The sequence below is a fragment of the Pantoea sp. 9140 genome (genome assembly GCF_000745295.1).
In the GTDB taxonomy this organism is placed as follows: Bacteria; Pseudomonadota; Gammaproteobacteria; order Enterobacterales; family Enterobacteriaceae; genus Pantoea; species Pantoea vagans.
The window spans coordinates 1,219,687-1,234,915 of sequence record NZ_JQNO01000001.1 but is presented as its reverse complement, the minus strand read 5'-3'; the positions used below and the strand labels follow the sequence as shown (position 1 = coordinate 1,234,915).

The 15,229-nt window shown below is 55.9% G+C and carries 13 protein-coding genes; 2 read left to right on the top strand and 11 right to left on the bottom strand.

Annotated features, from left to right (window positions below; translation table 11 throughout):
• Positions 1-9: 9 nt before the first annotated feature.
• Complete coding sequence (gene rpmF, locus FA92_RS05820) at positions 10-180, bottom strand: 50S ribosomal protein L32 (protein WP_003849870.1); 171 nt, start codon at positions 178-180, stop codon at positions 10-12.
• Positions 181-194: 14 nt separating this feature from the next.
• Positions 195-716, bottom strand: coding sequence for a 23S rRNA accumulation protein YceD (gene yceD / locus FA92_RS05815; protein WP_008925931.1), 522 nt, complete (start codon positions 714-716; stop codon positions 195-197).
• A gap of 140 nt (positions 717-856) precedes the next feature.
• Between yceD and FA92_RS05810 the strand changes: the two genes are divergently transcribed.
• Entirely contained in the window at positions 857-1,444 is a 588-nt protein-coding gene (locus tag FA92_RS05810; RefSeq protein WP_033782639.1) for a nucleoside triphosphate pyrophosphatase, read from the top strand.
• 13 nt (positions 1,445-1,457) lie between these two features.
• Here FA92_RS05810 and rluC read toward each other — a convergent pair whose 3' ends face one another.
• Positions 1,458-2,414, bottom strand: a complete 957-nt coding sequence (gene rluC / locus FA92_RS05805; RefSeq protein ID WP_033782637.1) for a 23S rRNA pseudouridine(955/2504/2580) synthase RluC — start codon at positions 2,412-2,414, stop codon at positions 1,458-1,460.
• A 573-nt stretch (positions 2,415-2,987) separates the two neighbouring features.
• On the opposite strand from rluC, the gene rne reads away from it, so the two are divergent.
• Positions 2,988-6,416 (top strand): ribonuclease E, encoded by a 3,429-nt coding sequence (gene rne, locus FA92_RS05800; RefSeq protein WP_033782635.1) that lies wholly within the window; start codon positions 2,988-2,990, stop codon positions 6,414-6,416.
• A gap of 362 nt (positions 6,417-6,778) precedes the next feature.
• On the opposite strand, the gene flgL is transcribed toward rne, so the two are convergent.
• The 8 genes from flgL to flgE form a co-directional block, all read right to left on the bottom strand.
• Complete coding sequence (gene flgL / locus FA92_RS05795; RefSeq protein ID WP_033782633.1) at positions 6,779-7,744, bottom strand: flagellar hook-associated protein FlgL; 966 nt, start codon at positions 7,742-7,744, stop codon at positions 6,779-6,781.
• Positions 7,745-7,758: 14 nt separating this feature from the next.
• Entirely contained in the window at positions 7,759-9,408 is a 1,650-nt protein-coding gene (gene flgK / locus FA92_RS05790; protein WP_033782631.1) for a flagellar hook-associated protein FlgK, read from the bottom strand.
• A 122-nt stretch (positions 9,409-9,530) separates the two neighbouring features.
• Positions 9,531-10,493, bottom strand: a complete 963-nt coding sequence (gene flgJ / locus FA92_RS05785) for a flagellar assembly peptidoglycan hydrolase FlgJ (protein WP_033782630.1) — start codon at positions 10,491-10,493, stop codon at positions 9,531-9,533.
• Positions 10,493-11,602, bottom strand: coding sequence for a flagellar basal body P-ring protein FlgI (locus tag FA92_RS05780; protein WP_033782629.1), 1,110 nt, complete (start codon positions 11,600-11,602; stop codon positions 10,493-10,495). Before FA92_RS05780 ends, flgJ begins: the two co-directional genes overlap by 1 nt.
• A gap of 9 nt (positions 11,603-11,611) precedes the next feature.
• Positions 11,612-12,322, bottom strand: a complete 711-nt coding sequence (locus FA92_RS05775) for a flagellar basal body L-ring protein FlgH (protein WP_033782628.1) — start codon at positions 12,320-12,322, stop codon at positions 11,612-11,614.
• Positions 12,323-12,382: 60 nt separating this feature from the next.
• Positions 12,383-13,165: a flagellar basal-body rod protein FlgG gene (gene flgG, locus FA92_RS05770; protein ID WP_003849881.1), complete on the bottom strand. Its 783-nt coding sequence runs from the start codon at positions 13,163-13,165 to the stop codon at positions 12,383-12,385.
• Positions 13,166-13,182: 17 nt separating this feature from the next.
• Entirely contained in the window at positions 13,183-13,938 is a 756-nt protein-coding gene (locus FA92_RS05765; RefSeq protein WP_033782626.1) for a flagellar basal body rod protein FlgF, read from the bottom strand.
• Between the two features lie 20 nt (positions 13,939-13,958).
• The gene (gene flgE, locus FA92_RS05760) at positions 13,959-15,215 is read right to left on the bottom strand and encodes a flagellar hook protein FlgE (protein ID WP_033782624.1); all 1,257 of its coding nucleotides are present in this window, start codon (positions 15,213-15,215) and stop codon (positions 13,959-13,961) included.
• Positions 15,216-15,229 lie beyond the last annotated feature (14 nt).

The following is a 15,229-nucleotide window of genomic DNA, read 5'->3' as shown; positions in this document are numbered from 1 at the left end:
GCAAGAAACTTACTTAACGATAACCTTGCGACCGCGGTAGTAACCGTCCGCAGTGATGTGGTGACGCAGATGAGTTTCGCCAGAAACTTTATCTACTGACAGAGCAGCAGTGGTCAGCGCATCGTGTGAACGACGCATACCACGCTTAGAACGGGTGGGTTTATTCTGTTGTACGGCCATGGACCTTACTCCTATTACTTACGCTTTAAACTGGCTAATACGGCAAATGGATTTGGTTTCTCCGCCTCTGCAGGCAGTTTGCCAAAGACCATGTCCGCCTCGGACACTTCACAGTGTTCAGAATCGTGCACCGGAACGACCGGCAGCGCGAGAATCAGTTCATCCTCGACAACCGCCAGCAGATCGATTTCACCAAACTCGTTGACATCGACCGGCTCGTACGCTTCCGGTAATGCTTCGGCCTGCTCTTCAGAAGAGACAGGGCTGAAGCAATAACTCACTTTTACGTGATGGGGAAAGGTCTGGTTGCAGCGCTGACAACGTAACGTCACCTGAACTTCAGCAGTACCCGTCAGTACCGCCAGACGTTGGTTATCAACCGCAAACGACATGGCACAATCCACATCACTGTCCACACTAACGACCGACTCGGCCACACGCTCCACCTGAACAGATGTGTAGACACCCTGATAATCAAGGCGCTTCTGAGCGGTGCGGACAGGGTCCAGCGTTAGGGGTAATTTTACCTTTTGCATAGGGCGCGCATATTAACTTTGTAATGTCATAGAGTCAAAGAAAAAGGCCGTTAAACAGCATCTTTCAACCACTATTCGCATCCAGTGCGGCGCACAGTTTAAAATGACTGTCACCAATTCGCTATCACTATTGAAAAAAAATGACGCCATCGATTCTTTTAGCTTCAACCTCGCCCTTCCGGCAGGCATTACTGCGTAAGCTGGGCCTGCCTTTTATTACCGCTGCGCCTGATGTAGATGAGTCACCGCAGCCCGGTGAAAATGCCGAAGCACTGGTGATTCGTCTTGCCGTGGCGAAAGCGCAGGCGCTGGCTGGAACCTATCCCCGCCACTGGATAATCGGCTCAGATCAGGTCTGCGTGCTGGATGGCGCGATCGCCGGTAAACCACACACGGCTGAGAGTGCGCGGGCGCAACTGCGTGCCGCCAGCGGTCAGGCGATTACCTTTTACACCGGACTGGCGCTGTTTCATCCGGCCAGTGGCAGGCTGCTGCAGTATTGCGAACCCTTCGTGGTGCATTTCCGCACCTTGACCGACGCTGAAATCGCCGGATATGTGGAAAAGGAGCAGCCGCTGCAGTGTGCAGGCAGTTTTAAAAGTGAAGGTCTGGGAATTTGTCTGTTTGACCGGCTGGAGGGGCGCGATCCTAATACGCTGGTCGGGCTGCCGCTGATTGCGCTCAACGGGATGTTGCAGCAGGCCGGCATCAATCCTTTAACGGAGTGATGCCGGGGAACCGTTATGCTTTCAGCTGACGCAGCTTATTCAGGCACTGCTTCAGGCCCTCATCCAGTGGTGCTTCGACACGCATGACTTCGCCAGTGGCGGGATGGGTAAAGGTCAGTGCCGCCGCGTGCAGGAACAGGCGTTTCAGACCGGTTGATGCCAGCTGACTGTCAAAGTCACGTTCGCCATAGCGATCGTCGAAGGCGATGGGATGGCCAGCATGCAGCGTATGTACACGAATCTGGTGGGTGCGTCCGGTGACCGGACTGGCTTTCACCAGTGTGGCAAACTCAAACCGCTCTTCCACTTTAAAGCGGGTTTCAGAGGCTTTACCTTCGCTGCTGACGCGCACGACACGCTCACCACTCTGGAGAATATTTTTCAGCAGAGGAGCCTGAACGACCTTCAGATGCGACGGCCAGCTGCCGCGTACCAGGGCCAGATAATCTTTCTGCATCCCCTTTTCACGCAGTTGCTCGTGCAGGGAACGCAGCGCCGAGCGTTTTTTTGCGACCAGCAGAATGCCGGAGGTATCACGATCCAGGCGATGCACCAGTTCCAGGAAGCGCGCTTCCGGGCGCAGCGCACGCAGCCCTTCAATCACCCCGAAACTGAGTCCGCTGCCGCCATGCACGGCCGTGCCAGAGGGCTTGTTCATCACCAGCAGCGACTCATCCTCGAAGAGGATAGCGTCCGCCAGCGAAGCGACCTTCGCCAGCTTAGGTGATACGGCGTCTTCATCGCGCTCCGCGACCCGGACCGGCGGAATGCGAACCTCATCCCCTTCCTCCAGCTTATACTCTGGCTTGACGCGCTTTTTATTCACCCGCACCTCGCCCTTGCGTACGATGCGATAAATCATGCTCTTTGGCACACCCTTGAGCTGGGTGCGCAAAAAGTTATCAATACGTTGTCCGGCATTTTCAGCCGTGATGGCGACAAAATGTACGCCGGGATTCTCTGTTTTCATGGCGGCGATTCTAAATAGTGTCCCCTGATAGCGCCACCCCTTTTTCTGTGCTTAACTCTGGGGTTGATGTGATGGCAGGTCGCTTCTCTGCTGGCTTTTTCAGCAAACCGCTGCTTTGTCCGACACATTAGCAAGTTAAATGTAAAGAAACTTCACAAGCTGGCTAAAGTCGCCTTGCTATATGAAGGTTAGCAATGGAATAATGCCTGAGTTTCTTAACTGAAGCATTTCAGAGCAGAAACCGAGCGAAATTGTCATTTTGCCGGATTGAGCAGACACGCAGCAATGGCGTAAGACGTAATGCGAAATCAGGCACTTAGCGGGCTGCGGGTTGCGGCCTGGACAACAGTATGGGATGCACGGGTTTTCATTATTCTCTCAGGCATTTCCACTATCTGGTGCTGTTTTCCCTTATGAAAAACAGGCCACCGACGTTATTTGCGCCCCTCGCGCGGTCGACAGCCGTGAGGCTGACGACATTGCACTAAGTCACGGGGCCATCGGTTGATACTCGTCCAGGGTAACTATGCCCGCAGCTGTAATCACTCATGAAAGAATAACGAGTAAGTCACGATGAAAAGAATGTTAATAAACGCAACTCAGCAGGAGGAGTTGCGCGTTGCCCTGGTTGACGGTCAGCGTCTGTACGATCTGGATATCGAAAGTCCTGGACACGAACAGAAAAAAGCCAACATCTACAAAGGTAAAATCACTCGCATCGAACCCAGCCTTGAAGCTGCGTTTGTCGATTATGGCGCAGAGCGTCACGGTTTCCTCCCGTTAAAAGAAATTTCCCGCGAATATTTCCCCTCCAGCTATAACGCACATGGTCGTCCGAATATTAAAGACGTGCTGCGTGAAGGCCAGGAAGTCATTGTTCAGATCGACAAAGAAGAACGCGGCAATAAAGGCGCTGCGCTGACAACCTTTATCTCTCTGGCGGGCAGCTACCTGGTACTGATGCCGAATAACCCACGTGCAGGCGGTATCTCTCGCCGCATCGAAGGTGACGATCGTACCGAACTGAAAGAAGCCCTGTCAGCGCTGGATCTGCCGGAAGGCATGGGCCTGATTGTGCGCACTGCGGGCGTTGGTAAATCTGCCGAGTCGCTGCAGTGGGACTTAAGCTTCCGTCTCAAGCACTGGGAAGCGATTAAGAAAGCCGCTGAAAACCGCCCTGCTCCGTTCCTGATCCATCAGGAGAGCAACGTGATTGTGCGTGCCTTCCGCGACTATCTGCGTCAGGACATCGGTGAAATCCTTATCGATAACCCGAAAGTGCTGGAACTCGCTCGTCAGCATATCGCTGCGCTGGGTCGTCCGGACTTCAGCAGCAAAATTAAGCTCTACACCGGTGAAATCCCGCTGTTCAGCCACTATCAGATCGAATCGCAAATCGAATCCGCCTTCCAGCGTGAAGTCCGCCTGCCTTCCGGTGGTTCGATTGTGATCGACAGTACCGAAGCGCTGACCGCTATCGATATCAACTCAGCACGCGCCACGCGTGGCGGTGACATCGAAGAGACGGCCTTCAACACCAACCTTGAAGCGGCCGATGAGATTGCCCGTCAGCTGCGCCTGCGTGACCTGGGCGGCCTGATCGTTATCGATTACATCGATATGACGCCGGTACGCCATCAGCGCGCCGTTGAGAACCGTCTGCGTGAAGCTGTCCGTCAGGACCGCGCCCGTATTCAGATCAGCCACATTTCACGTTTCGGCCTGCTGGAGATGTCCCGTCAGCGTCTGAGCCCGTCATTAGGTGAATCCAGTCATCACGTCTGCCCACGCTGTAGCGGCACCGGCACCATCCGTGATAACGAGTCACTGGCGCTGTCCATTCTGCGTCTGATTGAAGAAGAAGCGCTGAAAGACAACACCAAAGAAGTTCACGCCATTGTTCCGGTTCAGGTTGCTTCTTACCTGCTGAATGAAAAACGTGAAGCGGTTAACGCGATCGAAAAACGCCAGGGTGGCGTTCGGGCAATCATCGTTCCTGATGACAAGATGCAGACCCCGCACTACTCCGTGCTGCGCGTACGTAAAGGCGAAGAGACGCAGACCCTGAGTTATCATCTGCCGAAGCTGCATGAAGCCGAAATGGCTATGCCATCGGAAGAGGAACATGCTGAGCGCCGTCGTCCTGAGCAGCCTGCTCTGGCCGCCTTTGTAATGCCTGATGCGCCTCCTGCGCCGGTAGAAGTTGAGCCTGAAGTGAAGCGCACTGAAGCTCAGCCAGCAGCAAAATCAGCCCCGGCTGTTGCTGCACCAGCGACCGTCAGCACCGGTTTCTTCGGGCGTCTGCTTGGCGGCCTGAAAAAAATGTTCGCTGGCGAAGAAGCGCCTGCTGCTGCACCAGTGGCCACTGAGGTTGCTGAACCGCAGAAAGCGACTGAAGAGCAGGAAAGCAACAGTGGCCGTGGCGAGCGCCGCAGCAACAATAACAACCGTCGTAACAACAATCGCCGTGAACGTACGCCGCGTAACGGTGATAATGCACAGTCCCGTGAAGGCCGTGAACCACGCGAAAGTCGCGAGCCGCGTGAAAGCCGTGAACCGCGCGAAAGTCGTGAGCCACGTGAAAGCCGCGAGCCGCGCGATGGCAACGACAACCGTCGCAACAAGCGTCAGTCTCAGACGGGTGAAGTGCGCGAAGAGCGTCCGGCACTGAGCGAAGAAGCGCGTCAGCAGCGTGATGAGCAGCAGCAACAGCGTCGTGAACAGCGTGCTGAACGTCAGCGTCGTCGTCAGGAAGAGAAACGTGCCGGTGAAGAAGCGGCCAAAGCCGCTGAGCAGCCAGCCGTCGTTGCTGAAGCCCTGGACGTCACTGAGGCGCAGGATGATGAACGCGTTCAGGTTATGCCGCGTCGTAAGCCGCGTCAGCTGAACCAGAAGGTGCGTGTGGATGATAACCGTCCGCCTATGCCAGCCGAAGCCAGCGACATTGCCCAGCCTGCTGAAGTGCGTCAGTCACAGCCAGCTGACGTTGCTCAGACACAGCCTGAGTTCCAGGCTTCGCAGAGTGACGAGCAGGATGACAACGACAGCCGTGATAACGCCAATATGCCGCGTCGTTCACGTCGTTCGCCACGTCATCTGCGCGTCAGCGGACAGCGTCGTCGTCGTTACCGTGATGAGCGTTACCCGACGCAGTCAGCTATGCCTCTGGCCGCTGCCGCGGCTTCACCTGAAATGGCATCCGGCAAAGTCTGGATTCGTTATCCGGTGAGCCAGGCCAGCGAAGAGCAGGTTCAGAATGTAACGCATGAGACGCCAGCTTATAACAGCGAAGAGACCGAAGACGCGACCCCTGCGCTGCCGGTTGCTGCCGCCGTTGAATCGGTTGCTCAGGACGCGCCAGTGCAACAGGCCGAGCCGCAGGCAGAAACGCCAGTGGCGATCGTCAACACTGACGATACCCGTGCTATCGACGCTCCGGTTGACGAGCAGCCTTCTGTTGTTCCGGCTGCTGATGAAGCCAAAGCGGAAGCTGTAGCGGCTGAAGCCGTGCCTGCTAAGCCCGTCGCTGAAACGCCCGTGTCGCAGCCTGCTGAGCCGGTCACCGAAATAGCGGAGGTAACGCCAGCTGCTGAGATCTCACAGCCTGCCGACGTGGCTGAGCAGTCAGCTATTGATGTCAGCGCAGCGATCGCAGCAGAGGTGGAAGAAGTGCTGAACGCGCCGGTTACTGCTCACGCTGAAATCGCGCCCGTCAGTGAACCTCATGCCCCGGTTGCCGCTCGCGATATCGCGCCTGCAGCACCGGTAACCGCGGTCGAGCCTGTCTCATCAGCGCCGGCTGCTGAAGCGGTATCGAATGACGGTACGCGCTGGAAGCATTATGCCTCTGCGCCGATGACCAAAGCGCCTGCGCCGGTCTGGCAGTCAGAACCCGCTCCGCACAGTGACTGGGTCCGTGCGCCGTATGAGTTCGACGGTCGCGGTTCTGCGGGTGGTCATAGCGCCACCCATCAGGCTACCGCGCCAGCCACAAAGCCCTGACGCTTAAGCTGTTATGAACTGAACCCCGGTCTGAAAGCCGGGGTTTTTTTATGGCGTCGATTCAGTCACCAGGCAAATAAAGAATTAATACCGCCCCGTTTACGTCATCAGCCATCCGTCAAGACGGCGTCAGGCACGTCGGCTGTTGTAACGTGTGGGAAAGCATCAAGCGTGCGTGAGTGCGAAGTGGCGTGACGTGTGAAGTGGGACAGCAAGAAAGCTATGCGAGCAGCCTTTCGCTATCAGGCAGCCTGGCTTTATGAAAAACGGCTGAATCACCAGCAAAAAAATCCCCCCTTCTTTAGCAGGAGGGGGGAAAGTAATCGCATCCGGTTAAAGTACGCTCAAAATTTCAGGTCATACTACGAATTTAACTGGAACAGTGACATTTTTGACATATCAGTAAAAGTCTTATATGAAGCCTGCAGAGCCGTCTGCTGCATGGTGTAGCTGGAAACTGTTTTCGTATAATCCGCGTCAACGAGGTCACTCATCTGTGAACTGTAGATGACCGAGCGATCGTCGCCCTGCGCATTTAGCGTATCAATCTCTGACAGCTGGGTACCAATCTCAGAACGCACGGTCAAAACATTATTCAGGGCATTACCCAGGCCGCGGTTCGTTTTATCCATCGCTGCCTGAAAGGTTGCTTTGGTGGCGGCGTCCGCATCATCCTGCGGGACTTTCAGCGCCGCAATCGCGCTGTCCAGCATTGTAAACAGATTGGTTTCACTGGCGCTGCCATCCGGTTCTTTAGTGGCGTTGCTGGTGATCGCCATAAAAACATCATCACCGGTATGCGCGACGGTCATGGTGCGGCTGGTATCGACCTTCTGAGTAATCGCTTCGGTGCCGCCAGCATAACTGACGCCAGTACCTGCCGTATCGACAAACGGCGCGCTGTCAGTTTTATAGCCGGCAAAGATGTAGCGTCCATTGGCATCCTGGCTGTTTGCCTGGTTCAGCAGTTGGGCGCGAATGCCTTCCAGCTGAGTGGCAATTGAACCCCGATCGTCGTCACTCAGCGTGCCGGTTGAACCGTTAACGATCAGCGTTTGTGCATCCTGAATCGCACTGGTGACGTTGTTCAGCGTATTTTCTTCCAGTGACAATCCCTGTTCGGCAAAAGTACGTGCCAGCGCATACTGACTTCCCTGCTGCTGGGTTTGAGAGAGCACTACAGCCCGGGACGCGGCAATTGGATCGTCCGAAGGGTTGGTCACGCGGCGACCGCTGGAGAGCTGCTCACCCACTTTTAGCCAGGAGGCCTGAGAATCGGTAATTCCGCGCACCTGCTGGTCAAAAATCATATTTGTACTGATTCGCATGTTTTCTCCCGCCTTTAGCGAATATTGATTAATGCATCAAATATAGTGCTGGCAGTCTGAAGCACCTGCGCATTGGCCATATAATATTGCTGATATTTCGTCAGGTTGGCATATTCTTCATCAAGATTTACGCCAGAGACCGATTGCTGGCGTTCGGTCAGCTGACTAACTACACTTTTCTGTGTATCACTGGTGGTTTCCAGGGAACTGGTTTTGTTACCCACGCTGCTGACGATGGTGGCGTAGGCCTGTGACAGCGTGGCGTTGCCGCTTACCAGTTTCGCGTCCTGCAGATCCAGCAACTTTTGTGCATTGCGGTTATCACTCTCACCGCCAACGGCACCTGCTGCGGCCACCTGAGATTCACTGGTAATCGCCACGGACATATCGTTGATGACATTCTGTACTGGCTTCACCAGGAAGCTGTCTTTGGCCGCGGGCGCCGGCGTCGCGGCGACGGTCAGCTTCAGGCCGTCAAAGCTCAGTGTGGTGTTGCCACTGGCATCAGTTGCCTTAGTCATGGTGACAGCCGTACCGTCTGAAGCGCGTGTCGCGCTCCAGTTCGTGCCGTCATAACTGACATTGTAGTTGGAGGCTTTCAGCGCACTGGTATCCGTCCATTCAGCGGTCACGGATGCGGCTGTGCTGTTTTTGCTGTTGCTTACCACTAGCGGGCTGCCAATATTAAAGAAATCGACGCCCTGGTCGCCATTGCTGTCAAAGCCCTGCTTATGGACATCGTTGAAGCTGGTGGTAAACGCGGCCGCTAACTGACCCAGCTGGTTCTGCGCCAGATCCAGATCCTGGGTGCGGAACGCCAGCAGACCGCCCAGCGAGCCGGTGGTGATCAGCTTTTCCGGGATTTCGACGTTGCCTGCCTGCTTATCGATATAGCCAATCGTGGTGCGTGTCGGATCGCTGCTGGAAGCCATTGCCACCAGATCATTTGAGTTGTTGCCATTCACCAGCGTCAGGCCATTGGCCATCGACACCGTGTAGCCGCCATCCTGTTGAGATACCGTCACGCCAACCACATTGTTTAGGTCATTGACCAGCTGATCACGCTTATCCAGAAGTTCGTTGGGTGCGGTACCGTTGCCTGTAGTCAGTTTGGCAATCTGCTTGTTGAGATCAGCAATCTGAGTACTGAAGGTATTGATCTGTTTCACATTGGAATCGATGTCAGCATTGACGCTGTTCTGCATACTGTTCAGGTATTGTGCCGACGTCTGGAACTGGCTGACCAGTCCCTGCGCGTTGCTGAGTATCGACTGCCGCGCTGATGGATCGTTGGCATTGCTGACAACGTTCTGCAGATTGGTAAAAAAGCCCTGCAGCGAGGTCGAGAGGCTGGTGGTCGAGGTCGACAGCAGATCGTCAATGTTAGAGATCTGGCTGTGCTGAGTGTCTACCGCGCTGTAGTTAGCGCTAGCACCGCGCAGCTGGGTGGCAATAAATGCATCATATTCACGCTGCACACCACTAATGTTTACCCCATTCCCATAATAGCTATTGCCCTGCAACGTGCTATTCGACTGTGCCAGCACCGTGGTCTGACGTGAATAACCCGCCACCGTATAATTGGTAATGTTGTTACTGGTGGTGCTCAGGGCAGCCTGCGCGGCACTCAATCCGCTCATCGCGGAGTTAATTATGCTGGACATCTCAGTTCCTTACGTTCCCCGTCAACCGGGCTGGCAGAAATCAAAGTGGGCGCCAGCAGGCGAAACGCTGCTGGCTATAGGGATGTTATCGGCTTGCTTAAGTGAAACTTGAGGCGTAATGATCAGAACAGGTCGCCCATATCCTGGCTGTACGCTTTGACGACTTTGTCGCCCATACTCTTGAACTGCTGAATCATTCCCACCAGCTTTTGCGCATATTTCGGGTCGGTGGCATAGCCTGCCGCCTGTAACGCCTGCGCGCCCTGCTCTGCGCTTGAGGCGTTGGTCACCGCCGCATAGCGAGGGTTTTTAGTCAGAAGTTTGACGTAGTCCGTCAGCGCTTCGAAATAGGAGTTGTATACCCTGAAGCTGGCACGGACTTTCTTCGCTGCACCCTGCTCATATTCGGTGGTCATAATATCGGTAGTCTCACCTTTCCAGTCACCGCTGGCTTTAATCCCGAACACGTTATAGCTCGGCTTGCCGTCGCGGGTCAGGATCTGCCGCTGGCCCCAGCCCGACTCCAGCGCAGCCTGCGCCAGAATCAGGTGATGCGGAATACCACTCTGCTGACTGGCCGCCTGCGCTGGTTGCGTCAGCTGAGCGATAAAATCGCGACTGTCACTCGGCAGACCCGTTGGCGACGCGACTGGCGGCAGACGTGGCATCGCCTTACGCACCATCTGCTCCAGCTGCTGCATGGGCAATGGTATAGCCGCGCTGGTACTGAGAATAAAGCTGTTATCCAGCTTCATCGGCACCGTACCGGCTTTTTCATCCGGCGCGGTCGCGGGCTGCATCTGTTTGACGATGGTTTCCGCCAGGCCGAGGCCACGCTTGCCCATCTCCTGTGCAATCTGCTGGTCATACATAGAGGTAAAGAGTTTGGTCTGCTCGTTGCCCATAATGCCGTCCTGCGGCAACGCATCTCGCATACTCTTTAGCATCATCTGTACAAACATCCCTTCAACCTGACGCGCCACCTGCAACGCATGTCCTTTCGGATCGGTGCTGGCCTGGTGTTTCAGTTCATTCAGGGAGCGGCTGTCGAAAGCCGGGCTCGTCACAGATTGCATATCAGCCATCAGATAATTTCCAGTTTGGCACGCAGACAGCCGGCACTCTGCATCGACTGCAGAATTGACATCAGTTCGATAGGCGACGCACCCAGCGCATTCAGAGCACGCACCACATTGTTCAGGTTGGCACTGGCATTGACGCGCTGCAGCGCACCGCCGCTCTGGCGTAGATCGATCTGGGTCTGCGTCGTCGCCACGGTCTGACCACCGGCCAGCGGTGTATCAGGCTGACTGACGTTCTGCTGCTGGTTAACCGTCACTGACAGGTTGCCCTGCGCCACTGCACACTGATTCAGCGTGACTTCGCGGTTCATGACTACCGAGCCGGTACGGGAGTTGATGATCACTTTGGCATCTTCAACCGGAATCGAGACATCAATGTTCTGGATCTCGGCCAGCAGACGCACCTGCGCACCATTATTGGGTGACACGCGGATCTGGACAGTACGGGCATCCAGCGGCTGCGCTGCGCCATAACCGCCACGGGCGTTGATCGCATCAGCAATACGCTGCGCCATCGAGAAGTCTTCATTGTTAAGCTGCAGGTTAAGGGTATTCTGCGAGCCAAAGTTGCTCTGCAGTTCACGTTCAACCGTTGCGCCGCCGGTGATACGGCCACCGTTCAGCTGGTTAACCTGAACGCTGCTGCCGCCCGCAGAGGCGCCTGCACCACCAACCAGGATGTTGCCCTGAGCCAGCGCGTAGACCTGGTTATCAACCCCTTTCATCGGCGTCATTAATAGCGTGCCGCCGCGCAGGCTTTTGGCGTTACCCAGCGATGAGACCACCACATCCAGGTTCTGTCCCTGACGGGCAAACGACGGCAGCTTAGCGGTCACCATAACGGCTGCCACGTTTTTCAGCTGCATGTTGGTACCCGCAGGCACGGTGATGCCAAGCTGTGACAGCATGTTGCTGACTGTCTGGGTAGTAAATGGCGTCTGCGTGGTCTGGTCACCGGTGCCATCCAGACCCACCACCAGGCCGTAGCCTAGTAGCTGGTTATCACGTACGCCCTGTACAGTGGTTAAATCACGAATCAAATCGGCTTTGGCCAGCAGGCTGACGCCCAGCAGCAGCGCCAGCCCGGCGCGTAACAGCGTTAACTTTTTCATTGAAACCTCTTACATCGGCGAGATGTTCAGGAAGAAACGCTGGAACCAGCCCATGGTCTGCGCCTCATTGATGTAACCATTTCCGACGTACTCAATACGTGCATCGGCGACAGCGGTAGATAACACGGCGTTACTGGCGCTGATGGTGCGTGGGTTGACCACGCCCGAGAAGCGAATGAATTCCGTGCCCTGATTAATGGCGATCTGTTTTTCACCGACTACGTGCAGGTTGCCGTTTGACAACACCTGGTCCACGGTGACGGTAATGGTGCCGGTAAAGGTGTTATTGGCGGATGCGCCGCCTTTACCTGCGAAGTCGTTTTTGCCTTCGGCGCTGAGATTGGCTTTTTCACCCCCTGCACCCACCAGGCCTGCCAGGCCCGTCGGCACACCGCTCACACCAAAGCTGTTGCTGCCATCGCGACTGGCACTGGCTGAGGAGCTTTTGCTGGCGCTGACGTTTTCCTGCAGCGTGATGGTCAGGGTATCGCCAATGTTGCGTGGACGGCGATCTTCAAACAGCGGCTGATAGCCGTAGTTAAGTGGCGCGACGCCCTGGAATATAGAGCCGTTTACCACCGGTGGCGCGGACGGCATCGGCTGCGCCGTAGTTGCCCCTTCGACCAGCGGGGTACGCGGGACCAGGGCACATCCGTTAAGAGTTAGCAGCAACGAGGCGACTAACCAATGTCCAGGCTTGAGAATCTGTTGCTTCTCCACGGTGTCACGACCTTATTAATGTCTGTCTCTCAGGCCAGCACAGGCTGGCCCTGTTCGGGATTAAAGCTGGGTTAATTTCGCCAGCATCTGATCAGAGGTGCTGATCGCCTTGCTGTTGATTTCGTAAGCACGCTGCGTCTGAATCATGGTGACCAGCTCTTCCGCTACGTTAACGTTCGAGGTTTCGGTATAGCCCTGATAGAGCAGACCCGCGCCGTTCTGGCCTGGGGTACTGTCCGTCGGTGCGCCCGATGCCTGGGTTTCCTTGTAGAGGTTTTCACCCACGCTATCGAGACCGGCGTCGTTCATAAAGGTGCTCAGCGTTAACTGACCGACCTGCGCGGCCTGAGCCTGCCCCTGCTGCGTCACGCTGACCACACCGTCACGCGACACCGTAATGCTGGTGGCGTTGGCCGGAATGGTAATGCCTGGCTGCACCGGGAAACCGGAGTTGGTCACCAGCTGGCCGTTCTGATCAACCTGAAACGCGCCATCACGGGTATACGCAGAGGTGCCGTCCGGCATCTGAATCTGGAAATAACCCTGACCGTTAATAGCGATATCTTTTGAGTTACTGGTCTGCGACAGGTTGCCCTGGGTGTGCAGACGCTCAGTGGTCACCGGACGCACACCAGTACCGATCTGCAGGCCCGATGGCAGCGTTGTCTGTTCTGATGACTGCGTGCCCGGCTGGCGCATAGTCTGGTACATCAGATCTTCGAACACGGCACGTGAACGTTTAAAGCCGTTGGTGCTGACGTTTGCCAGGTTGTTGGCAATGACGTCCATGTTCATCTGCTGCGCATCAAGACCGGTCTTAGCGATCCATAAAGAACGAATCATGTTGTTATCCTCGCGCCTTAGCTCATGTTCAGGAGCTGATTGGCTTTTTGTTCATTTTCGTCGACGTTGGTGATGACTTTCATCTGCATCTCAAAACGTCGGGCGTTGGCGATCATATCGACCATGGTTTCCACTGGTTTAACGTTGCTGCCTTCCAGCACGCCAGGCATTACCTGCATGGTGGCGTCAGCCTGCAGTGCAGCACCGCGAGTCGCCTGCGTCGATGCAGTCGGACGGAACATGCCGTCATCACTGCGCTGCAGCTCCTGTCCGGTTGCCCTGACCAGCTTCAGCTTGCCCAGCTGAACCGTGGCGTTCGGCGAATCACCGGCGTTCAGCCCGGTGATGGAGCCGTCTGCGGCAATGGTGATTTGCGTGCCCTGCGGGATCACAATCGGACCGCCATCGCCCATCACAGGATTGCCCTGAACCGTCAGCGTACCGGTCGGACTGATTTGCATATTACCGTTGCGGGTATAGGCTTCGCTGCCATCAGCGGTACGCACCGCCAGCCAGCCATCCTGCTGCACCGCCACATCGAGCGGACGCTCGGTGTAATCCATCGCGCCCTGGCTCATGTCGGCGCCGGGTGTAGAGGCGGCGACCAGCGTACGGGTCGGCAGCGACCAGCCACTCACCGGCACCGCGCGCAGCGCATTCAGCTGTGCACGAAAACCCGGTGTTGAGGCGTTGGCGAGGTTGCTGGCGGTAACCGCCTGCTGATCCAGCGTCTGGCTGGCCGCGCCCATCGCGGTATATATCGCGTGATCCATATGGCAATCCTGTTAGCGAATTAACGTAAGTTAACCAGCGTGTTGAGAATCTGGTCCTGAGTTTTGATGGTCTGCGCATTCGCCTGATAGTTACGCTGCGCGACGATCATGTTCACCAGCTCTTTACTCATGTCGACGTTGGACGATTCGAGTGCGCCCGCCGTCAGTGAGCCGAAGGTGCCGGTGTTAGCCAGACCCGTTGCTGCCTGACCGGATGCACTCGAAGCCTGCCAGACATTGTCGCCTTTCGATTCCAGACCTTCCGGGTTTGAGAAGCTCGACAGGACAATCTGACCCAGCAGCTGGGTTTTCTGGTTTGAGTAGCTACCGGTAATGGTGCCGTCATCATTAATCGCGTAGCTGGTCAGATCGCCTGGCGCATAGCCATCCTGTGTCGGGCTACCAAAGGTGGTAGTGCCGGTGTTCTGCTGCAGGCTGCCCAGCATGCTCAGGGTGATTGGCTGATTCGCGACTGCGCCATTGGCGCCGCCCACGTTCAGCGTCAGGCCGACGGTGCCATCCGTGGTAGTACTGACGACTGCGCCGCTGGTATCCAGTTTAGACACGCTGGTCAGCTTTCCGCTGGTGTCAAACGTCATGGTGAAGTCGCCCGCTGATGTGCCGGTGGTGCCATCAATGGTATGAACTGTCCAGCTGTTGCTGGTAGTGTCTTTCACGAAATACATGTCGAGCGCATGATCGTTACCCTGCGAATCGTACACGGTTGCCGTGGTTTTTTTGTTGTAGCTGTCTGTGTTAGCCGTCGAGAAGGTCGTCACGGAGGGGGTGGTATCCGTTGAATTCAGGTTGGCAACCAGACTGGCGGTAGTCGTAGCACGCGCTGACATCTGAGTAGTCGGAATCGTGATCGCCACCGGGTTAGCACCCGTCTGAATAGTGGCCGGTGAACCGCTTGCCGGATAGCCGGTCACGTTCAGTCCCTGAGTGTTGACCAGATTACGGTTGGCATCCAGCGTGAACTGACCATTACGGGAATAGAAGACGCCACCGCTGCTGTCGGTCATACGAAAGAAACCATTACCGCTCAGCGCCACGTCCAGACCACGGCTGGTTGTGGTGGTTGCACCGTCGTTAAAGTTCTGGATAACCGCGGCCACTTTAGTGCCGAGGCCGACGTTTGAACCGGCAAACATATCTGCGAATGCAATAGTGCTGGATTTGAAGCCCGCAGTGGCGGAGTTGGCGATGTTATTACCAATGACATCAAGGTTACTTGAAGCAGCACCAAGGCCGCTGACCGCTTGAGAAAATGACATGTGTATGTTTCCTG

Excerpts from the sequence above, each read along its gene's own strand:
- FA92_RS05810 (WP_033782639.1), top strand. The coding sequence starts at position 857 with ATGACGCCATCGATTCTTTTAGCTTCAACCTCGCCCTTCCGGCAGGCA.
- yceD (WP_008925931.1), bottom strand. The coding sequence starts at position 716 with ATGCAAAAGGTAAAATTACCCCTAACGCTGGACCCTGTCCGCACCGCT.
- rne (WP_033782635.1), top strand. The coding sequence starts at position 2,988 with ATGAAAAGAATGTTAATAAACGCAACTCAGCAGGAGGAGTTGCGCGTT.
- rluC (WP_033782637.1), bottom strand. The coding sequence starts at position 2,414 with ATGAAAACAGAGAATCCCGGCGTACATTTTGTCGCCATCACGGCTGAA.
- flgK (WP_033782631.1), bottom strand. The coding sequence starts at position 9,408 with ATGTCCAGCATAATTAACTCCGCGATGAGCGGATTGAGTGCCGCGCAG.
- flgG (WP_003849881.1), bottom strand. The coding sequence starts at position 13,165 with ATGATTCGTTCTTTATGGATCGCTAAGACCGGTCTTGATGCGCAGCAG.
- rpmF (WP_003849870.1), bottom strand. The coding sequence starts at position 180 with ATGGCCGTACAACAGAATAAACCCACCCGTTCTAAGCGTGGTATGCGT.
- flgE (WP_033782624.1), bottom strand. The coding sequence starts at position 15,215 with ATGTCATTTTCTCAAGCGGTCAGCGGCCTTGGTGCTGCTTCAAGTAAC.
- flgJ (WP_033782630.1), bottom strand. The coding sequence starts at position 10,493 with ATGGCTGATATGCAATCTGTGACGAGCCCGGCTTTCGACAGCCGCTCC.
- FA92_RS05780 (WP_033782629.1), bottom strand. The coding sequence starts at position 11,602 with ATGAAAAAGTTAACGCTGTTACGCGCCGGGCTGGCGCTGCTGCTGGGC.
- FA92_RS05765 (WP_033782626.1), bottom strand. The coding sequence starts at position 13,938 with ATGGATCACGCGATATATACCGCGATGGGCGCGGCCAGCCAGACGCTG.
- flgL (WP_033782633.1), bottom strand. The coding sequence starts at position 7,744 with ATGCGAATCAGTACAAATATGATTTTTGACCAGCAGGTGCGCGGAATT.